The 21,124-nt window shown below is 69.6% G+C and carries 16 protein-coding genes; 6 read left to right on the forward strand and 10 right to left on the reverse strand.

Annotated features, from left to right (window positions below; genetic code table 11):
- Nucleotides 1-10 precede the first annotated feature (10 nt).
- The gene (locus OG884_RS10960) at nt 11-244 is read left to right on the forward strand and encodes an RNA polymerase subunit sigma-70 (RefSeq protein ID WP_326644686.1); all 234 of its coding nucleotides are present in this window, start codon (nt 11-13) and stop codon (nt 242-244) included.
- A gap of 2 nt (nt 245-246) precedes the next feature.
- A complete protein-coding gene (locus OG884_RS10965) occupies nt 247-825 on the forward strand; it encodes a Clp protease N-terminal domain-containing protein (RefSeq protein WP_326644688.1) in 579 nt (192 codons plus the stop codon).
- 300 nt (nt 826-1,125) lie between these two features.
- Here the strand turns inward: OG884_RS10965 and OG884_RS10970 are convergent, their stop codons facing one another.
- The 3 genes from OG884_RS10970 to OG884_RS10980 form a co-directional block, all read right to left on the reverse strand.
- Nucleotides 1,126-1,863 carry a succinate dehydrogenase/fumarate reductase iron-sulfur subunit gene (locus OG884_RS10970; RefSeq protein ID WP_326646899.1) on the reverse strand — a complete coding sequence of 246 codons (738 nt, stop codon included), beginning with the start codon at nt 1,861-1,863 and terminating at the stop codon, nt 1,126-1,128.
- A 93-nt stretch (nt 1,864-1,956) separates the two neighbouring features.
- Entirely contained in the window at nt 1,957-3,885 is a 1,929-nt protein-coding gene (locus OG884_RS10975) for a fumarate reductase/succinate dehydrogenase flavoprotein subunit (protein ID WP_326644690.1), read from the reverse strand.
- A 56-nt stretch (nt 3,886-3,941) separates the two neighbouring features.
- On the reverse strand, nt 3,942-4,712 hold the full coding sequence (locus OG884_RS10980) for a succinate dehydrogenase cytochrome b subunit (RefSeq protein ID WP_326644692.1): 771 nt from the start codon (nt 4,710-4,712) through the stop codon (nt 3,942-3,944).
- Between the two features lie 198 nt (nt 4,713-4,910).
- Between OG884_RS10980 and OG884_RS10985 the strand changes: the two genes are divergently transcribed.
- The 4 genes from OG884_RS10985 to OG884_RS11000 all read left to right on the forward strand — a co-directional run bounded on the left by OG884_RS10985 (nt 4,911) and on the right by OG884_RS11000 (nt 9,633).
- Nucleotides 4,911-5,843 (forward strand): LysR family transcriptional regulator, encoded by a 933-nt coding sequence (locus OG884_RS10985; protein WP_326644694.1) that lies wholly within the window; start codon nt 4,911-4,913, stop codon nt 5,841-5,843.
- A gap of 338 nt (nt 5,844-6,181) precedes the next feature.
- Complete coding sequence (locus OG884_RS10990; protein ID WP_326644696.1) at nt 6,182-6,967, forward strand: hypothetical protein; 786 nt, start codon at nt 6,182-6,184, stop codon at nt 6,965-6,967.
- Nucleotides 6,968-6,976: 9 nt separating this feature from the next.
- Nucleotides 6,977-8,869 (forward strand): fumarate reductase/succinate dehydrogenase flavoprotein subunit, encoded by a 1,893-nt coding sequence (locus OG884_RS10995; RefSeq protein ID WP_326644698.1) that lies wholly within the window; start codon nt 6,977-6,979, stop codon nt 8,867-8,869.
- Nucleotides 8,870-8,871: 2 nt separating this feature from the next.
- Nucleotides 8,872-9,633: a succinate dehydrogenase/fumarate reductase iron-sulfur subunit gene (locus OG884_RS11000; protein ID WP_326644700.1), complete on the forward strand. Its 762-nt coding sequence runs from the start codon at nt 8,872-8,874 to the stop codon at nt 9,631-9,633.
- A 305-nt stretch (nt 9,634-9,938) separates the two neighbouring features.
- Here OG884_RS11000 and OG884_RS11005 read toward each other — a convergent pair whose 3' ends face one another.
- From OG884_RS11005 to OG884_RS11035, 7 genes are all read right to left on the reverse strand, one after another.
- A complete protein-coding gene (locus OG884_RS11005) occupies nt 9,939-11,543 on the reverse strand; it encodes a hypothetical protein (protein ID WP_326644702.1) in 1,605 nt (534 codons plus the stop codon).
- A 117-nt stretch (nt 11,544-11,660) separates the two neighbouring features.
- On the reverse strand, nt 11,661-13,940 hold the full coding sequence (locus OG884_RS11010) for a hypothetical protein (RefSeq protein ID WP_326644704.1): 2,280 nt from the start codon (nt 13,938-13,940) through the stop codon (nt 11,661-11,663).
- A 77-nt stretch (nt 13,941-14,017) separates the two neighbouring features.
- Nucleotides 14,018-14,431: a (deoxy)nucleoside triphosphate pyrophosphohydrolase gene (locus OG884_RS11015; RefSeq protein ID WP_326644706.1), complete on the reverse strand. Its 414-nt coding sequence runs from the start codon at nt 14,429-14,431 to the stop codon at nt 14,018-14,020.
- Nucleotides 14,432-14,445: 14 nt separating this feature from the next.
- The gene (locus tag OG884_RS11020; protein ID WP_326644708.1) at nt 14,446-15,543 is read right to left on the reverse strand and encodes a C40 family peptidase; all 1,098 of its coding nucleotides are present in this window, start codon (nt 15,541-15,543) and stop codon (nt 14,446-14,448) included.
- Between the two features lie 13 nt (nt 15,544-15,556).
- Nucleotides 15,557-16,225, reverse strand: a complete 669-nt coding sequence (locus tag OG884_RS11025) for a hypothetical protein (RefSeq protein WP_326644710.1) — start codon at nt 16,223-16,225, stop codon at nt 15,557-15,559.
- A 2-nt stretch (nt 16,226-16,227) separates the two neighbouring features.
- The gene (locus tag OG884_RS11030) at nt 16,228-18,627 is read right to left on the reverse strand and encodes a type IV secretion system protein (protein ID WP_326644713.1); all 2,400 of its coding nucleotides are present in this window, start codon (nt 18,625-18,627) and stop codon (nt 16,228-16,230) included.
- Nucleotides 18,624-21,116 carry an ATP-binding protein gene (locus OG884_RS11035; protein WP_326644715.1) on the reverse strand — a complete coding sequence of 831 codons (2,493 nt, stop codon included), beginning with the start codon at nt 21,114-21,116 and terminating at the stop codon, nt 18,624-18,626. The genes OG884_RS11030 and OG884_RS11035 overlap by 4 nt, the downstream gene beginning before the upstream one ends.
- Nucleotides 21,117-21,124: the final 8 nt, after the last annotated feature.

The following is a 21,124-nucleotide window of genomic DNA, read 5'->3' on the forward strand; positions in this document are numbered from 1 at the left end:
ATTGACATCCATGAGCGATACGGCACAACTGGCATCCGACGCCGGTAGCCGCGATCCTGCCGTCGGCCTGCGGGCCGTACGCGCGCTACGGACGCTGGTCGACCGGCTGGAGGCCCTTCAGGTGGAGAACGCCAGAGATCAGGGCTGGTCCTGGCAGGAGATCGCGCACTGTCTGGAAGTGAGCCGGCAGGCGGTGCACAAGAAGTACGCGGGCGGCCGGGGCCTGCTGAGACGGGAGAGATAGTCATGTTCGAACGGTTCACGGATCAGGCCCGGCAGACGGTGAAACTCGCCCAGGAGAACACCCGCCGGCTGAAGCACCCGTCCATCGGCACCGAGCACCTCCTGCTGGGACTGCTCGACCAGCCGCAGACCGTCTCGGCCCGGATCCTCGGACGGCACGGCCTGGACCACGAGCGGGCCAACCTGGCCGTGGTGCGCCTCGTCCCCCACCCGCCGAAGGACGCGCTCGACGCGGACGCGCTGGAGACGATCGGCATCGACCTCTCCGCCATCAGGGAGAAGGTCGAGGCCGCCTTCGGCCCAGGCTCCCTGGACCGGCCACCGCAGCGAAACCACCGTGGCGGCCTGTTCAGCGGTCGCCACATCCCCTTCTCCGCAGCCGCGAAGAAGTCCCTGGAACTGTCCCTCCGGGAGGCCATCGCCCTCAAGCACAAATACATCGGCGACGGCCACATCCTGCTGGGGCTGCTCCGCGAGGGGGAGGGAGTGGCCTCGCGCGTCATCACCGACGCGGGCATCGACACGGAGACGCTGCGCCGGGAGATCGTCCGGGAACTCGGGACACGGCGGACACCCGAGTAGAGCGGGCACGGTCGGAGCGGGCGGCCCTCCGGCACCCGGCTGGGATGTCCCTCCGGAACCCCGGACATGAAGGACACCCACCTCGGGTCCGGGCCCGGGAAACCAGCCGCACGGCATATACGCACAACCGGGAAAACCGGCCGGACGGCATATACGCACAGCCGGGAAAAGCGGCCGCACGGCATATACGCACAGCCGGGAAAAGCGGCCGCACGGCATATACGCACAGCCGGGAAAAGCGGCCGCCCCGGCGCCCGGCCGTCGTGGCCGGGCGCCGGGGCGTGCGGACCACCGAAGGGCCTACTTGGCGGCCCGCAGGTAGTCGCGGTTCATCTGGGCGATGGTGTCCAGCGGGATGCCCTTGGGGCAGACCGCCGTGCACTCACCGGTGTTGGTGCAGCCACCGAAACCCTCGGCGTCCATCTGCTCGACCATCGCGACGGCGCGGGAGTCGCGCTCGGGCTGGCCCTGCGGCAGGAGGCTCAGGTGGGTGATCTTGGCCGCGGTGAAGAGCGAGGCCGAGCCGTTCGGGCAGGCGGCGACGCAGGCGCCGCAGCCGATGCAGGTGGCCGCGTCGAACGCCGCGTCGGCGTCGACCTTCTTCACCGGGACGCTGTGCGCGTCGGGGGCCGACCCGGCGGGGACGGAGATGAAGCCACCCGCCTGGATGATCCGGTCGAACGCCGAGCGATCCACGACCAGGTCCTTCACCACCGGGAAGGGCGCGGCGCGCCACGGCTCGATGGTGATGACCGCGTTGTCCTTGAAGTGCCGCATGTGCAGCTGGCAGGTGGTGGTGGCCACCTGCTCGCCGTGCGCGACTCCGTTGATGACCATGCCGCACATGCCGCAGATACCCTCGCGACAGTCGTGGTCGAAGGCGATCGGGTCGTCGCCCTCCAGGATGAGCCGCTCGTTGAGGACGTCGAGCATCTCCAGGAAGGACATGTCCGGCGACACGTCCTCGACCCGGTAGTTGACCATCCGGCCCTCGTCGTTGGGGCCCTTCTGCCGCCAGACCTTGAGCGTGAGGTTCATACCCATGGTTTTCCTACCACTCCTCGTTCGCTGCGCACGAGCCGGCCGGACGCGTCCGGGGCACGATGTGTCGTTCCTCGTGTGCCGCCGCGCTCACTTGTAGCTCCGCTGGCTCATCTTGACGTACTCGTAGTCGAGGTCTTCCTTGTGCAGGATCGGACCCTGCTCGCCGTACTCCCAGGCCGCGACGTAGGAGAAGTTCTCGTCGTCGCGCAGGGCCTCGCCGTCGGCGTCCTGCGACTCGGCGCGGAAGTGACCGCCGCACGACTCGGTGCGGTGCAGCGCGTCGACGCACATCAGCTCGGCCAGGTCGAAGAAGTCCCCGACCCGTCCGGCCCGCTCCAGAGCCTGGTTCAGCTCGTCGGCCTCACCGGACACCTTCACGTTCTGCCAGAACTCCTCGCGAAGCTCGGGAATCCGCTCCAGCGCCTTGCGGAGCGACTCCTCGGTGCGCTCCATACCGCAGTACTCCCACATGATCTTGCCGAGTTCACGATGGTAGGAGTCGGCGGTGCGGGTGCCGTTGTTCTTCAGCAGCTTGTCGATCTTCTGGCGCACCTCGGCCTCGGCCTCGGCCACGTCATCCTCGTCGACCTCGTCGTAGGGGCCGTTCGCGAGGTAGTCGCCGATCGTGGTCGGCAGCACGAAGTAGCCGTCGGACAGGCCCTGCATCAGTGCGGACGCGCCGAGACGGTTGGCGCCGTGGTCGGAGAAGTTGGCCTCGCCGATCACGAACAGGCCGGGGATCGTGGACTGCAGGTCGTAGTCCACCCACAGGCCGCCCATCGTGTAGTGGACGGCGGGGTAGATGCGCATCGGCTGGGCGTACGGGTCCTCGCCGGTGATGCGCTCGTACATCTCGAAGAGGTTGCCGTACTTCTTCTCCACCGCGTCGCGGCCCAGACGGCGGATCGCGTCGGCGAAGTCGAGGTAGACGCCCAGGCCGCCGGGGCCGACGCCGCGCCCCTCGTCGCAGACGTTCTTGGCGGCGCGGGAGGCGATGTCACGCGGGACCAGGTTGCCGAACGCCGGGTAGATGCGCTCCAGGTAGTAGTCGCGCTCCTCCTCGGGGATCGCCGAGGCCGGACGGGTGTCGCCCGCCTTCATCGGCACCCACACGCGGCCGTCGTTGCGCAGCGACTCCGACATCAGGGTCAGCTTCGACTGGTGATCGCCGCTGACCGGGATGCAGGTCGGGTGGATCTGGGTGTAGCAGGGGTTGGCGAACATCGCGCCGCGCCGGTGCGCCCGCCAGATCGCCGTGGTGTTGCAGCCCTTGGCGTTCGTCGACAGGAAGAAGACGTTGCCGTACCCGCCGCTGGCCAGCACGACCGCGTCGGCGACGTGCCGCTCGATCTCGCCGGTGACCATGTCACGGACGATGACGCCGCGTGCCCGGCCGTCGGAGACGATCAGGTCGAGCATCTCGTGGCGGGTGTGCATCTTGACGGTGCCCGCCGCGATCTGGCGCTCCAGCGCCTGGTACGCGCCGAGCAGGAGCTGCTGCCCCGTCTGGCCTCGGGCGTAGAAGGTACGGGAGACCTGCGCGCCGCCGAAGGAGCGGGTGTCGAGCAGGCCGCCGTACTCGCGGGCGAACGGTACGCCCTGGGCCACGGCCTGGTCGATGATGTTCACACTGACCTGGGCAAGCCGGTAGACGTTGGACTCGCGGGCGCGGAAGTCGCCGCCCTTGACCGTGTCGTAGAACAGCCGGTAGATCGAGTCGCCGTCGCCGCGGTAGTTCTTGGCGGCGTTGATGCCGCCCTGGGCCGCGATGGAGTGCGCGCGGCGGGGCGTGTCCTGGTAGCAGAACGACGTGACGTTGTAGCCGAGCTCACCGAGGGTCGCGGCGGCCGAGCCGCCCGCCAGCCCGGTGCCCACGACGATGACGCTGAGCTTGCGCTTGTTGGCCGGGTTGACCAGCTTCGCGGAGAACTTGCGCTTCTCCCAGCGGTCCTCGATCGGGCCTTCGGGGGCCTTGGTGTCACGGATCGGCTCACCTTCGGTGTACCCCGTGCTCATCGTGGTCCTCACTCCTTGTTCGCCGTTCGGGTGACCCGCCGGGTTCGCGCTCATACTCACTTGATCACTCCGATCGCGACCGCCACCGGGACCGCGAGGAAGCCGATGACCAGCAGCGCCGACAGACCCGCGGCGACGGCCTTCAGCGGGCGGTAGTTGCGGCTGCCCGCCAGGCCGAGCGTCTGGAAGGCGCTCCACAGGCCGTGGCGCAGGTGCAGGCCGACCATGACGAGGGCGAGCACGTAGAACAGGGTGACCCACCAGCGCGACGGCGCGAAGCCCTCGACCAGGCGGTCGTAGGGGGTGGCGCCGCCACCGGCCGGGTTGACCGCGCCGAAGGTCAGGTCCAGCAGGTGGTAGATCACGAACAGCACGATGACGATGCCGCCGTATCGCATGGTGTGGACCGCGTAGCCGTTCGCCCTGGACTTGCGCTTGGCCGCGTACTTCACCGGGCGGGCCTTGCTCGCCCGCCGGGCCAGGGAGATCGCCGACCACATGTGCAGGGCGACCGCGACGACCAGCACGACCTCGACGACGGTCAGCAGGGCCCGGTACGGGAGGATCGGCTCGCCCATGGTCCGTAGGAAGGCCGCGTAGGCGTTGAAGGACTCGGCACCGGCGAAGCTCTTGAGGTTCCCGGCCATGTGGCCGATGAGGAAGAGCACCATCACGGCGCCCGTGATGGCCATCACGGCCTTCTTGCCGTTGGAGGAGCCCAGGAAGCCGCCTTTTCGCCCGGGCTTCGCGGTCTTCGCGGTCTTCGCGGTATCCGCGGGGGGGTTCACAGACGCGGTGGCGGATCCGCGCTCAATCGTGGCAGTCACACATGTGACGCTAGGTAGGGGGGTTTATCCAAGTCCAAGTCATCGTGGATGTGGTTTCCATAGCCTGCGGCTATCACCTCTGCGTCCCTGTCGCTTCCGGCGTCGCGCCTCCCGGCGCGATGCGAGCAATCTCACATTGTCCCCCCCACCACCACCCGCCCCGAATCCGCGGTCGAGGAGTCCGTACGCTAGGGAACCGTGCAGCTCCAGCAACTCGCCTATTTCGTGGCGGTCGCCGAGGCTCGGCACTTCACCCAGGCCGCTGAGCGGATGCGCGTAGCCCAGCCCTCGCTGAGCAAGCAGATCAAGAGCCTGGAGGCCGAGCTGGGCGCACCGCTGTTCAGCCGTGCCCGGGGGAACGTCACGCTCACCCCCGCGGGCGAGGCGCTGCTGCCATTGGCCCGCCGCATGCTGGCCGACGCCGAGACCGCCAGGAGCGAGGTCGGCGAGCTGGCCGGGCTGCGCCGTGGACGGGTCCGGCTGGGCGCCACGCCCTCGCTCTGCGCGGGGCTGCTCGCCGACGCGCTGGCCAGGTTCCACCACACCTACCCCGGCATCGAACTGTTCGTGGAGGAGGGTGGCTCCCGCGACCTGGTCCGCACCCTCGCCCGAGGCCAGCTCGACCTGGCACTGATCATCCTGCCGCTGCACAGCGACGACCCCGCCCTCCTCACCGAGGAGATCCTGCGGGAGAACCTCGTCGTCGCCTCCCCCTCGACCACTCGCGCCCGCAAGCCGTACGTGCGCATCGAAGAGCTGCGCCGGCAGCCGATGGTGATGTTCAGACGCGGATACGACCTGCGGGAGGCCACGCTCAGCGCCTGCCGGCAGGCCGGGTTCGAGCCCAGGTTCGCGGTGGAGGGCGGCGAGATGGACGCCGTGCTGCGTTTTGTGGAGGCCGGGCTGGGGGTCGCGCTGGTCCCCTCGATGGTCCTGGACGGCCGTCCGGGACTGGCCGGAACGCCCCTGGCGCCTCCCGGGCTGCGCCGTACCATCGCCATCGCGCACCGCAAGGACGTCGAGCCCACCCGCGCGGCCCAGGCCTTCCGCGCGACCCTGCTCCTCTTCCTCGCCGAGGCCGCCCGCGAGGGCAGCCTCCCTCAAGGAGTGGACCTGATCACCCAGGATTGATTCCCGACCCCCATGATCGTCCACTCCAAGACGTCCCCGTGATCGTCCACTCCAAGACGTCCCCGTGATCGTCCACCTCCTGAGACGTCCCCGTGATCGTCCACCTCCTGAGACAGCGCAGGCAGGGCGCCTCTTCAGTCAACGTGACAGGAATCACACCTGGTCAGTGAAATTGTGAGTGACCTCTCTCACACAACCCCCGGGCTCCGTCGTAACGTATCCCCCACCAACATGCGCGCGCACGTGTGAGCCGGCGCGACCATGGCCCGGCGCGCGGCACAACTGAAACGACCCGGACCCCAAGGCGAGCGGGGTTCGCGGGAGGTGGAGAGGTCTCGATGACCCAGACAACGGCCGAGAACCCGGCCAGAAGGCAACGTGCGCAGATCAAGGAGCGCACCCTGCGAACCGACCCGTGGTGGCGCTATCCACTGGTCACATTCATCATCTTCACGGCATTCCTCGTCTACGCCACGTGGGCGATCTTCGACGCGAGCTACTTCGTGTCCCCATATCACGCGCCGTTCGCGTCGCCCTGTCTCGCGACGAGCTGCCCTGAGGAGGCACGGCTGTTCGGCCTCGCCCCGTTCGGCGACTGGTACGCCCTGCCGCCGGGACTGCTGATCCTCGGTCTTCCCGCGGGGTTCCGCTTCACCTGCTACTACTACCGCAAGGCCTACTACCGGGGGTTCTGGCTCTCGCCCCCGGCGTGCGGAGTGTCCGAGCCGCACAAGAAGTACACTGGCGAGTCTCGCTTCCCGCTGATTCTTCAGAACATTCACCGCTACTTCTTCTACGCGGCGATCGTCATCGGCATCATCCTGGCGTACGACGCGGTGAAGGCGCTGATCGCCAAGCCGACCGGCCTGGGCACGTGGATCCTGATCGTGAACGCGATCCTCATCAACCTGTACACGCTGTCGTGCCACTCCTGCCGGCACATCACGGCCGGGCGCCTGAACCACTTCTCCAAGCACCCGGTCCGCTACCGGGCGTGGGGCATCGTGTCAAAGCTCAACGCCAAGCACCAGGAGCTCGCACTGATCTCCATGTTCAGCGTCATGGGCGCCGACATCTACGTTCGCCTGGTCGCCAAGAACCTCATTCCCTTCCCGTTCGCATAAGGATCACCTGTGGAAATCGAGCGTCACGAATACGACGTCGTCGTCATCGGCGCCGGCGGAGCGGGGCTGCGGGCGGCCATCGAGGCCCGCCAGCAGGGGAAGCGGACGGCCATCGTCTGCAAGTCCCTGTTCGGCAAGGCGCACACGGTCATGGCCGAGGGCGGCGCCGCCGCGGCCATGGGCAACGTCAACAGCGACGACAACTGGATGGTGCACTTCCGCGACACCATGCGCGGCGGCAAGTTCCTCAACAACTGGAGGATGGCCGAACTGCACGCCAAGGAGGCACCCGACCGGGTCTGGGAGCTGGAGGCATGGGGCGCGCTGTTCGACCGCACCAAGGACGGCAAGATCAGCCAGCGTAACTTCGGCGGGCACGAGTACCCGCGGCTGGCCCATGTCGGCGACCGCACGGGCCTGGAGTTGATCCGCACCCTGCAGCAGCGGGTGGTCGCGCTCCAGCAGGAGGACGAGAAGCTCCACGGCGACGCCGAGGCGTACATCAAGGTCTTCCAGGAATGCACGGTGACCCGCCTGCTCAAGGACGGGGACGCCATCTCCGGCGCCTTCGGCTACTGGCGGGAGAACGGCAGGCTCATCCTGTTCGACGCGCCCGCGATCGTGCTGGCCACCGGCGGCATCGGCAAGTCGTACGTGGTCACGTCCAACTCCTGGGAGTACACCGGCGACGGCCACGCGCTGGCCCTGCTGGCCGGGGCGAAGCTGATCAACATGGAGTTCATCCAGTTCCATCCCACCGGGATGGTCTGGCCGCCCTCGGTCCGGGGCATCCTCGTCACCGAGTCCGTCCGCGGCGACGGCGGGGTGCTGACGAACTCCGAGGGCAAGCGCTTCATGTTCGACTACATACCGGACGTGTTCAAGGACAAGTACGCCACCTCGGAGGAGGAGGGCGACCGCTGGTACGCCGACCAGGCAAACAACCGCCGCCCTCCGGAGCTGCTCCCCCGCGACGAGGTGGCGCGGGCCATCAACTCCGAGGTGAAGGCAGGCCGTGGATCGCCCCAGGGCGGCGTCTACCTCGACGTCTCCACCCGCCTCCCGGCCGCCGAGATCATCAAGCGGCTGCCGTCGATGCACCACCAGTTCAAGGAGCTGGCCGACGTCGACATCACCAAGGAGGCCATGCAGGTCGGCCCGACCTGCCACTACATCATGGGTGGCGTCGAGGTCGACGCCGACACCGGCGCGGCGGCCGTGCCCGGCCTGTTCGCCGCCGGTGAGGTCTCCGGCGGCATGCACGGCTCCAACCGGCTGGGCGGCAACTCGCTGTCGGACCTGCTGGTGTTCGGCCGCCGCGCGGGCCTGGGAGCGGCCTCGTACGTGAACGGCCTGGTGGCCCGGCCGAAGATCTCCGAGGAGTCCGTGGCCGAGGCGGGCGCGGAGGCGCTGGCCCCGCTGGAGCGCTCGGGTGAGAACCCGTACGAGGTCCACCACGAGCTGCAGCGGACGATGAACGAGCTGGTCGGCATCATCCGCAAGTCCGAGGAGGTCTCCGAGGCACTGGAGGCGGTGAAGAAGCTCAAGGAGCGCGTCCAGAACGTCGGCGCGGCCGGCAGCCGGATCTACAACCCGGGCTGGCACCTCGCCCTCGACCTGCGCAACATGCTCCTGGTCTCGGAGTGCGTGGCGAAGGCCGCTCTGCTGCGGGAGGAGAGCCGAGGCGGCCACACGCGTGACGACTTCCCGGGCATGTCCGCCGAGTGGCGGACCAGGATCCTGAGTTGCGGCCTCACCCCGGACGGCTCCGGCATCACGGTCGAGGAGCAGGTCCAGACCGCGATGCGGGACGACCTCATCACGCTGTTCGACCGCGACGAGCTGAAGAAGTACATCACCGAGGAAGAGCTGGCCGCCTTTGACGCGCTGGCCAAGGAGTAACCATGAGTTACAAGGCGAAGTTCCGCGTCTGGCGGGGCGAGGGCGGCGAGGGCAAGCTTGAGGACTTCACCGTCGAGGTGAACGAGGGCGAGGTCGTCCTCGACATCATCCACAGGCTCCAGGCGACCCAGGCCCCCGACCTCGCCGTCCGCTGGAACTGCAAGGCCGGCAAGTGCGGCTCGTGCTCCATGGAGATCAACGGTAGGCCGAAGCTCGGCTGCATGACCCGGATGTCCACCTTCACCGAGGAGGAGACGATCACCGTGACGCCCATGCGGACGTTCCCGGTGATCAAGGACCTGGTCACCGACGTGTCGTACAACTACCAGAAGGCCAGGGAGATCCCGTCCTTCACTCCTCCGGCCGACGTGGAGCCGGGCGAATACCGCATGCAGCAGATCGACGTCGAGCGGTCCCAGGAGTTCCGCAAGTGCATCGAGTGCTTCATGTGCAACAACGTCTGTCACGTCATCCGTGACCACGAGGAGAACAAGCCCGACTTCGCCGGTCCGCGCTTTCTGATGCGGATCGCCGAGCTGGACATGCATCCGTACGATGTGGCCGACCGCAAGGACTCCGCCCAGGAGGAGCACGGTCTGGGCTACTGCAACATCACCAAGTGCTGCACCGAGGTCTGCCCCGAGCACATCAAGATCACTGACAACGCGCTGATTCCCATGAAGGAGCGTGTCATCGACCGGAAGTACGATCCGCTGGTCTGGCTGGGCAACAAGATCTTCAAGCGTTCCAGCTCGAAGAGCTGACCCCCTTCACAGCGGCGCCGCCCACGGGCTCTCCCCGGGCGGCGCCGTCGTGTTTCCCCGGGCGCCGGGCGGCCCCCTTCATCCTCACAGTCTCAAACCCGCGGCCTTCACCGGCCTCCCAGCCCGGCGACATGATCGCGAGGATCCTTTCAGAGGCTCGGGAGCGTCTCCACCGGCCATCGGGCCGGTAGAGGTCGGTGGAGCGGAGGTCAGCTGGAGCGGAGGTCAACTGGAGCGGAGGTCAGCTGGAGCGGAGGTCAACTGGAGCGGAGGTCAACTGGAGCGGAGGTCAACTGGAGCGGCAGTCAGCTGGAGCGGCGGAAGAGACCGCGCTTCTTCTTGCCGACCTCCTGACCGGGGAGCGGGTAGACCGCCGTCGAGGCCGGCTCCGTGGGAGGCTGCTCGCCCGCATCCGGCCGGCTACCGGGGCCACCGTAAGCGCCGGGACCACCGGGACCACCGGGACCACCGGGACCACCGTAAGCCCCGGAACCACCGTGAGCCCCAGGACCACCCGAACCACCGTAAGCCCCGGAACCACCGGGACCGATCAGAGTCGCCGGATCGCCACCGAGGCCGTCGGGACCGCCGGGAACCCCGCCGAAGGGACCCCCGTGAGCTCCCGAACCGCCTCGGCCGGGCTCCTTCGGGAACGGCGCCCCGGAAAACTCGGCATTCCCCTGCGGGAAACGTCCTTCACGAGGCTCGGGGCCGAGGGCTCCGGGGTTCTCCTGCCAGCCCGGCTGCGTACGATCGCCCGACCCACCCTGCTCGGGGGCGTCCTGACCGGGGCCGCCCTGCCCCGGAGCGTTTTGCCCCGGAGCACCCTGCGACTCGGGCCCGAAGGGCTGGAAGTCGCCCTGGGGGTGGTCCGACCGGCTCCGGTCACCCTGCGGTCCCTGGCCGAAGGGCGGAGTGTCGTGGAACGCCGCCGGGCCGCCCTGGTCCACCGGGCCGTAGGGCGCCTGTCCCTGGGGGGCCTGCTGGCCGTACGGGTCACCGTGGCCGGTGACCTGCTGCTCGTAGCCGGGCGCGGGCATGTACGCCGTCGTCTGCTCGTAGCCGTAGGGGTACTGCCCGGGGACGTAGCCCTCGGGGTAGACCGGAGAGTACATCTGCATGGGCACGAGGCTGATGATCGGCGCGTAGGCCGTACCGCTCTGGTAGGGGCCGGGGACGAAACCGGGTCCGGCGGCGTAGCCGGGACCCCCGTGGTAGGCCAGCGGGTCCATCGAGTCGACGCGGGGGGCCATCCCCCGGGGACCGGCCCGGCGGATGGCCGCGGCGTGGGCCAGGCGGCGCAACCTGCCCTCGAAGATCAGGACGGCGAACAGCACCAGCAGCACCAGGATCAGCGCCGGGATACCGAGTTGGCGGCTCAGCGTGGCCCCGTCGAACTCGGAGCCCGCGTTGCGGATCTCGGCCACGGAGGAGTTGGAGGCGCCCTCGTCGATGGTGCCGGTCTCTCCCGGTGAGGGCCCGGCGGAGGGAAGCGTGGCCGACGGGGTGCTCACCGGGAACTGGACCTCCGACTCCTCGGAGGCCGGAGGGGTGGCCTCGGTCTCCGGCGGAGCGATCGGGGCCGTGCTCTCCTGGGCCGGCGGAGCGGTCGTCTCCGGCGGGGGCGGCGGAGCCGTGGTCTTCGGAGGCTTCGTCGTCGGTGGGACGGTCACCGTGGTGGTCACGGTCTGCTGCGGAACCGGGGTCTCCGAGGTGCCGCCCCCGGGATCCTCGGTGACCGTGACCGTGACGACCGGCGTGGGTTCCTCGCAGGGCCCCGCCGGATCGACGTCACATCCTGGGATCGACGACGGGTCGACGACCATCGTCCTGACCGTCGCGCCGGCCGCGGAGGAACCGGTCAGCGGCGCCACGGCGAGCAGGAAGGCACCGCTGATCCCCAAAGACATCACAACGGCGGAGACAGCTGCCCCGAGCCGTGCTCGCGTCACCGATGCCCTCCGCGCAGTCAACCATGAACACGTCAAAGAAATACTAGTTGGGCAAAAGTAACAGTAAACCGCCTTTTACAAAACGTGTCGCGAACGACGGCGGCGCTGGATTCTCCTCTGCAGCCAGAGGAGACCGAGTAGTGCCCCCACCCCTGCTCCCACCGCCGGTAGGCCTCGTACCTCTGTCAGCAGCGGGCTTGACTCGGCGACCGGCTGGACCTGAGTGTTCGGACCGTCGAGATCCTGCGGGAGGGGTGCCCCCTGCGGGCGTGGGTCCTGCGGCACGGGAACCTGCGCGGCGGCGGGGAAGGATCCCGCCGACGGCAACTGGAACTGGAGGCCGTTCCCGAGACCGGGCAGCTGACCCGCCCCCGCCATCCCCATGGAGGTCGGCGGCACCTGCGGCACCTGACCGCCCGGCACCTGCCCCATGGGCGGCGGCACCTGCGGCGGCACCATGGGCGCCTGACCGCCCGGCAGCTGCCCCACAGGCACCTGTTGTCCCGCCCCCGGGAAACCGGTCCCCGGGTAGCCGGGACCGACAGGCCCGCCCGCCGGGCGGCCCGCTCCCCGCTGCGGCCCGCCAGGCCCACCGGGCATTCCCTGCGGGCCTGCTCCCGGATAGCCCGGAAGCATCGGCTGCCCCATTCCCCGTGGCCGCGCGCCGAGCTGACCGGGCTGGGCGAGCCGACCGGGCACACCCTGACCAGGCTGAACGAGCCGACCGGGCACGCCCTGCCCGGGCTGGACGAGTTGTCCGGCCGGCCACTGAGCGGCTCCCGGATAGCCCGGCCCCATGGGCACCACCATCGGGCGGCGTGCTCCGGACTTGCCGATCACCTGCTGGCCGCCTCCCGGATAGCCGGGTCCCATGGGCCCGAGCGTCGACCTGCCCGCTCCCTGGCGGCGCGCGCCGGACCGGCAGGCCGCCCGCTGCTTCCCGGACACCTTCCGTCCGGCTGCCCCGCGTCCCGTGTGAGAACCCATGACCGGACGGTTCCTGCCGTTCTGCCCCTGAAGAACATGCTCCCCAGGTATTCTCGCCGGCTTCGGTACGGCGGCGGCCGGGTCATGGCCGGACACACCGCCACTCGTCTCCGGCACGACGTCCGGGACGGCAGCGTCGGCGGAAGGCCGCGTTCCCGGCACAACGCCCGAGGCGGCAGCACCGGCGGGAGACCGCGTTCCCGGCACAACGCCCGAGGCGGCAGCACCGGCGGGAAGCCTCGTTCCCGGCCGAACCGGGACAGCGGGAGCCACCGGGGCCGAGGGCACGGCCGCGCTCCCGTCCACGCCCGCACCCGCGCTCGCACCGGAGCCGCCACCCGTACCGGCGCCCGTACCCGTGCCTGCCACGACCGACCTCGGCGCCTCCGGGACGGACGACCTTTCCAGCACATCAAAAAGGAACGCCAGCGTGCGCTGCTCGACCTTCTCCACCTTCGAGGCGCCGGGGGCGACCTTCGGAACCCAGCCCCTCTCCCCGATCGTCCGGGGGGCGTCGAGAACCAGGTCGGCGGCACCGAGCGTCTCCACTCCCGGGTGCGGATCCGCGGGCAGGGACAGCGGAGCATCAGCCAGGTAGATCCTGGAAGGGCCGGACACTCCCGGCACTCCCGGCACTCCCGGAGCACCCGGAGCACCGGAGGCGCCGTGTGACGTCCCGGTGTTCACACCGGAGACGGGCCCGGACAGGGCGGAGCCGGGTAGAGCCGGTCCGACCTCCCTCTCTGCGCGGGCGAGCTCCGGCGTCTCCGGGCTCTCGACGGCGCCCAGGACCTGCCGCGTCACCACATCCGGGCTTCCGACCGCGCCCCGGAACTGCCGCGTCACCACGTCCGGGCTCTCGACCGCGCCCCGCACCTGCCGCGTCACCACATCCGAGCCCCTGAGCGTGCCCTGCCCCTGCTGCACCGTCTCGCCACCGGGTCCGCGCATCCGGGCCATGGCGGTCAGTGTGACGTCCCGCGGGCGCTCCGGCACGGCGAGCAGCACGTCGACGAGCCCGCCTTCGGCGGGCAGGTCACCGACCGCGCAGACCGCCGTCCCCTTGGGGAGCGGTGTCGCGGGCCTGGTCGCCGCCGGGCACTCGATGCTCCTGAGGGCATCGGCGGGGGTCGTCACAACCGCCAGCCGCGCGCCGGCGCCCGGCCCTCGCAGGCGGATGCGGAAACGGATCGCCTCGTCGGCGTGGCTCCACCGCGACCACGTACCGGGGTCGGCGGCGGCCAGATCGAGGGGCAGCTCGGCCGGCTCGGCCATCTGGGCGGCGTACACCCCTGAGGCCCCGCCGAGGATGAGCACCCCCGCCCCGACTGCCGAAACGATCCGAGTACCACGCCACCATACGGTCACCGCATATCTCCGTTCCCCGGGTACGGACACGCAACATCGCCACGTCCAGTAGCAGTTATGTCACGGTGCGGAGTCGATCAATCCTTATTGAACCGACCTTGCCCATCGTTGAGGCGACCTTGTACCGCCCGCACGATTGGAAGGTCCGCGGGAAGCCACGCCACGTCGTAGAACTCGTCCACCTTCAGCCAGCGCAGCTCCAGGTGCTCCCTGGCCTCCGGCCTGCCCTCGGCGATCACCGCGAGCCAGATCCGCAGCACGTAGCCGCCGGCGAGCGCCCAGTCGCCGCCGACCCGCTCGCCCACCTCGATCAGTACGCCAAGCTCCTCCTGGCACTCCCTGACCAGCGCCGTGTGCTCGTCCTCACCGGGATCGACCTTGCCTCCCGGCAGTTCCCAGCCACCGGCCAGCTCGGGAGGGTCGGCGCGCTGGGCGGCGAGCAGCCTGCCCTGGCCGTCAATGATCGCGGCGCCCACAACGACCTTTTCCATGGCATCCGATTCTGTCAGCCTTGCTCCCTCAACTTGAGTTGCGCGAGTACCTGGGGGTGTTGCAGCGGGCGGGTGTATCCCATGATGTTGGTGCGTTCCCGGTAGGTGGTGACCTTGATCGGCCCGCACAGCCGGCATCTCGCCTCGATCATCTTGCCCGGTGACACCACCATGCCCACATGCCCCGGACGGTTCGGGCCGGTGCCGGGACCGGCGTTGAAGAAGACGAGATCACCCGCCTGCTCCTGCCCCGCGGAGATCTTCACGCCGAACGGCCACTGGACGAACGTGGTCCGCGGGATGCTCAGGCCGACGCTCCGGTAGGCCATGTAGATGATCCCCGAGCAGTCGTAGCCGGCGGGCCCCGTGCCGCCCCAGATGTAGGGCTTACCGCGCTGGGCCAGCGCGTACTGGAGGATCCCGGCCACCGTGCCTGTCGGCGCCGCCTCCAGCATGGGTTCGTCGCAGCTGTCGTCCGCCTCGGGCGGGGTGGTGACCTCGCCGTCCTTGGCGTACTTCTTGGCGATCTCCATGACCTGGTCGACGTACCACCAGGCACGGTTGTAGACGAACAGCGAACGCCGTACGTCCTCCGGCGCGCCGTTCCGCTTCAGCATCTTCGCCGCACCTAGGATGGCGTCAGCCGGGTTGTACACGTCGGCCCAGCCGTCTCCGTCGCCGTCGGAGGCATAGCCGTTGAACGTGGACGGAATCTTGATCTTGGCCTTGCCGCCCCAGGTGCTGATGAGGAACTGCATCGGCCCGGCGGCGCCGGCGTAGTTGACGCCGCCGCGCACGCCGGGGAGGGTGGAGCGGCCGTGGTCGGTCTCGCGCTTGCCGACCCCGGCGAGCACGTTCCACTGCACGCCGACCTTCTGCCCGTGCTCGCGATAGAGCTTCAGATACTCCTCGGGGATGTCGGACGTCGCGGTCTCCGACTCGTCACCCACCGTCTGAGCGTTCTCCCCGCAGTCGGGTTGCGCCTGCCCGGTGATGGAGGGGAATGAGGGAAACCCGCTGATCATCATCATCGGCGCCATGACCAGCGTGATCATGCAGAGCGCGGCGACTCCGAGGACCAGCGCGAGGCGGAGGTGTCTGTTGTCCCTCATGGGGTTCCGCCGTTCATCCGGTCGCACCGGTCTCGGAAGGCTGGTCGTCTCCCTCCTGGCCGGAATCCGCCGGCTGGAGGTCGTGGACCCGCCATTCGGCGCCGACCTGGATGAGCGTGACGGCGTACTCCGCGGTCCGCTCGTTCACCCCGCTCTTGGCCGTGACGTTCTGGGTGCCGACGACCACGAACACCACCGAGGCGCTGTCGATCTGCCGGATCCCCTTCACCCTCGCCGCGCCGACCGAGACGATCTCGTCGGCCCTGTTCGCCTCGACGGTGCCCGGCGAGGTGACCGTACGCAGCAGCGCCCCGGAGAACTCCGCCGTGGTGTAACCCCTGAGGCGGTCGCCGTAGACCGCCGGGTCCTCGTCGTAGCTGAACGTGCCGTACTCGGCGGTGAAGCGCTGCGCGTAGTCGGCGGCGGCCGCCAGCTCCTGCTTGGTCATCGGCAGGTAGGCGTAGACGTCGAAGGGCGCGTTGCTGGCCGTCGCCGCCGGGCGCGCCGGCTCCACGGCCGGCTCCTGTCCTGACGCCACGGTACGGGTGACGCTCGCCGGCTCTGTCTGGTCCCCCACCTCGTCTTCGCTCTCCGGCCACATGGTCAGGTAGATGCCGACCACGGCGAGCACCACGACCAGCACCGCGAAGACGGCTCCCCGCCGGTTGCCTCCCTCGATCAACGTCAGTCCCTGTCCGGGTTGGACGGGCGGAGCCAGAACGGTGGCGGCTCACCGGCGTCCCCGCCGCGCTCCGCGCGCCTGGTGATCCAGAGTGGGGGCGCCTCGGACGACCTGCCCGAGGCGTCCCGGTTCCGCGAACCACCGGAGGAGTTCCGTGAGCCGCCGAAGATGCTCTCGCCCGACCTCGAACCGCCCGACCCGGAGCCCTTGGACCCCGAAGAGCCACGGGAGGAGCCGCCGTTACGCGCCCCCGAGCCGGAGCCGGAGCCGCCTCGCGAGGAGCCGCCGAAGATGCTCCCACCCGACCGGCCGCCACCCGAGGAACCCGAGGAACCCGAGGACGGCGCGGAGGGCCTGACCGCCGAGGGGCCGGACGACCTGCCCGCCGAGGACGACCCGTTTCCTGAGGAGGACCTGCCGCCCGAGCCTGAGACCGGGCCGCCCTGCGGCGCCCAGCCGCCGGAAGGGCCGCCGAACCAGCCACCGGAGCCGCGTCCGGAGGAACCTCCGGACCTGGTGGGGGGCGCGCCGCCTCCCGTGCCGGCGCCGGAGAGGTTGAGCGGTGGCGCCGCGCCCGAGCGGGCCGCGGTGACGCGGCCGGCGCCCTTGCGCCGCCCCGCCGCCTGGGCGTCGGTGTCGAGCGGCGCCGGTTGCGCGCCGACCGGGACCCGAGTGCCCGATGGGGTGGCCGGCGTGGCGCCACCGTCCTCACCGCGGCCCCTGCCCTGGGCGACCGCGGCGGCGGCAGCGCCGACGGAGGCTCCGCCGGCCATCGCGGCAGCCTGGAGCATCGGCTCCGCCTTGCGCATGCCCCAGCGGCCCACCCTGGCCGCCGCGACCGGCGGCAGCGCGGACGCGGCCCGCTGCAGGGTCGGCGCGGTGGCCGCGTCGCCGAGCATCCGGGTGGTGAGCGTGTGCCCGTCCATGGAGGCGAACAGGTGCTGGAAGGGGCGCCGGTAGAAGAACACCGCGATCGTCAGGATCGCCATGAACATGACCTGCATGCCCCACGGCATCGCGGTGGAGATGATCAATGCGTAGCCGTACACGAGCACACCCAGGACGAGGGCCAGCACCGCCTGTCTGAGCAACGTGCCGATCAGCATCTCCACCCAGCGCATGGCGATGATCCGCCCGGATCCCGGGTGGACGCCGATCAGCAGGAAGACCGGCGCGAGGATCAGCAGCAGCAGGAACCCGACCTTGAGGACCAGCAGCGATACCGCCACCAGGAAGATCAGCAGTCCCGCGACCACCGCGGCCATGAGGGCACCGATCGCGACCCCCAGCCGGTTCGTCCAGTCCTTGCCCTGGAAAAGGGGGAAGATCGGCGTGTTCTGCAGCTTGTCGGCGACCTCTGTCTCATATCGTGCCTGATGAGATCCCGCTTCGGGCATCTGCTGGGCCTTCAGCTCGGCCGCGTCGATCGTCTGGATCTCCAGCAGTCTGGCACCGAACGTCTTGATGACCGGGGCGTCGGCGTCGGCCGTGCCGAACTGGCCCATCAGCCACGGCTTGCAGACCAGGGTGGACCAGAGCGCGTCGGAGTTCTGGTCGACGCCGGGCACGCCGCTCTGGCCGTACCCGCCGCCCTGGACCTGCGGGTTGGTGTCACCCTTGCTCGGCAGGCAGGAGGTACCGCCCGCGCCGGGCAGCCCGGAGAAGGCCGAGTTGATCACCTCGCCGGTCTTGTCGGTGACGACCTTGCCCAGCCCGGTGAGGTCGCCGGGACGGCTGAAGAACCAGACGGCCACGGTGACCGCGAGGACCATCCAGATGACGCCCTCGGCGGTGGTGGTGGCACGCTTGCGGATCAGCCCGTACCAGGCCAGCCAGATGGCGCCCAGGATCACCAGCGGCCGCAGGTACGGCCAGTACATGGCATCGGCCAGGCGGACCACCATGTCGTCGACGACGTTCTTGATCGACTCCAGCGGGCCCTCGGTGGCCGCCGCCTGATAGGTGGTGATGGTCAGCCGGTCCAGCGCCTTGGCCCACAGGAAGACCGTGTTGGCCATCGCGTTGCCCATCACCGCCGCGATGTCGTCACAGCCGAGCAGGTGGGTGTGCCAGAACTGGCCGCTCATGCCGTAGGTCGCGTAGTTGCCCTGAGCCACCGGGGCCGCCGCCTGGGCACCCGGCTGCGCGAGGTCGGGAACCGGCGGCTTGATCAGGCCGTCCACACCTCCCGCGACGATGTCAGGGGACAGGTCGGGCGACATGTCGCAGGGAGCCGCGGCGACGGCCGTGGACGTGTCGTCGGGGAACACCAGCGGCAGCGCGAGGAACGCCGCCAGCGCCACCAGCCCGATGGCGATCCGCCGGCCCAGCCTTCCCCTGCGGGAGCCCTTGCGGGCACCTCTTTCGCGAAAAATCCCAAGCCCCTTGCGGGAGCCCATCATGACCGCACCTCCAGCGCCGCAGCCCCCGGTCTACCGACTCTGTCGCCCCCAGGAAGATCATGCACTTTCTCGTCGGGTTTGTCGCGGGTAGGATTCGTATCCAGCCAGCGCAGCAGCTCGTCCGAGATCAGGTCCACCCCGATACGGCCCGCTCGGCCGTCCAGATCCCGGAAGACGCACTCGCCGTTACCGAGCGAGCGCAGCACCGCCTTGTGCTCCTCGGACGCCTCGACGCCGAGGAGCGCCATCACGTGCTCCACCTCGACCCGTTCGGTGGAGCGGAACGCGAACACCGAGGAGAGACAGTTCGTCACCTGCTCGCTCAGCAGGTCACCGGCGTTCTGCGAGACCAGGACCAGCGCCGTGTTGCGGGAGCGGCCCATCCTGCTGACCTCGGGCACCAGCTTGGCGCCCTCGGGAGTGGAGGTGATCGCCCACGCCTCGTCCAGGAAGATCGCTTTGGGGGTCCGCCGGTCCAGGCCGTTCATCAGCCCCCGCGCGAACTGCGCGACGAGGTAGAGCAGCGCCACCGACAGCCGCTGCTCGTAGGAGTAGTCGTCGCGGCCGGTGGAGGCGTCGGGCAGGGTCAGACCGCCCAGGGTGAAGACGGTGGTCCAGCCTTCGGTGTCGATCTGGTCACCGCCCGAGGGGTCGAAGCAGAGCCTGGCCAGATGCATGTCGGACATGGAGCGGAGCACCGCGCCCAGGTTCTTGGAAGCGGCGTCGTCCGTCTGCTCAAGGAAGTCGACCACCTTGCCCAGCGACGGGTCCTCGGCGTTGGAGACCGCGGCGACCGCCTGGATCATCGCCGACTCGCGCTCCTCCGACATGCGCGGCAGCAGCAGGCGCAGGGTCTCGGTGGCCATCGTCTTCTTGGCCGCGAGATCGTCGCCGAAGGAGAACGGGTCGAGCAGGCCCGGCGCCGCGGAACCGAGCGGGATGATCCGCGCCTTCCTGCCCCGCTTCCGCAGCAGCTGCACCAGCGAGTCGGCGTCGCCCTTGGGATCGATGACCGCGACCGTCACCCCGCGCAGCGCCATCTGATAGATCATCAATAGCGCCAGCGTGGTCTTGCCGCCACCCGGCTCGCCGGTGATGGCGATGGCCGTCGGCCGGTTACGCGTCGCCGCCACCAGCGGGTCGAAGTGCACGATGCTGCGCGCCCGGCCCAGGGTCTCCCCGACGTACGGGCCCATCCAGCCCGAGCCGCCCTCGTCCGTCCGGTCGCCCAGGTCGACGGTGGCGGTGGCCATGCCGCCCGCGATGGTGCGCAGCGGCTGCCGCTGCGCGTAGGCGTTGACCCTGACCCGCTCGCCCGGCAGCGTCTCGCAGAACAGCGAGAACTGGTCGCCGGTGGAGTTAACGATGTCGATGCCCATGTCGCGGTAGTGCTCCACGACCGCCTCGACCCGCTGCACACAGATCTCCTCGGTCGGGGCCGACACGATCAGCCGGTGCCAGCCGTACACGAACGGCAGGCGCTCCTTGGTGATGCCGTGCTCCAGCATCCGGGCCGCGTCGATCTGCTCGGCCAGGGCCAGCGGCGCCTCCGCCCCGGCCTCGCGGATGTGGATGTCCATGTCACGGGCATGGGCGAGCTGGCGCGCCACGTCCTTGCTCGCCTTGACCGGCGGGATCAGCCGCATCCTCGAACTGATCTCCACCGGGAAGGGCAGCTGGTCGGCGAAGTGCATCCAGGGTTCGCCGTCGGGAAAGGGCATCAGGTCGGGGAAGCGGGCGAAGGACATGTGCGCCACGTAGGAGTCGCCGTGCGGCTGCTCGATCCGGAGCAGCGCCCTGCCGTTGTGGATCTGCCCCTCGACCAGGGACTCGATCTCCCCCTGCCCCCACCGCCGCTTGGGGCTGGCCGAGGCCGGAGGGTCGCCGAGGGAGCCGGTCGTGGCGTGCTGGAACAGCCAGGCGAGCTCGACGGAGGTGGCGTGCCTGGCGTACAGGGCGCTGGCCGACAGTGCCCTGCCCAGCCGCTCCGCCTGCTCGGACCACTTGGCGATCTCCGCCTTGGGGACGTGGTCGTCCTCGATGCCCAGTGCCTTCTCGCTGCGCTGGTAGAAGCCGAAGAGCTGGGAGAGGACCCCGGCGCCCAGCTGCCTGCCACGCGTGCCGAGCCGCACGCCGAGGTAGACCTCCTTGGTCCAGAAGTCCTTGGCCCAGACGTGCCGGTACATGTCCTCGAGGTAGTCGCGCCAGCCGGGGCCCTCGTCGGAGGTGGCGTTCAGCGCCATCGCCCATTCGGCGGCCGGATAGGTGCGGTGCGCCACCCGCAGGTGCACCTCGGCGTCCGGCATCCGGATGGCGGCCAGCGCGATCGTGATGTTGGTGGCCAGCGCCTCCCGCTCCTCGGGAGTGATGAACTCGTAGCTCACGGTGGGAAGCCTGAAATAGGCCCAGACCGACGACTCGGTCAGCAGGATCCGGTCGTCGAAGTACCGGACGGCGAGGCGGCTGCGCGCTCGGGACGCACGACTCACAGGCCCTC

Origin of the sequence: Streptosporangium sp. NBC_01755 (assembly GCF_035917995.1) — a bacterium.
Taxonomy (GTDB): Bacteria; Actinomycetota; Actinomycetes; order Streptosporangiales; family Streptosporangiaceae; genus Streptosporangium.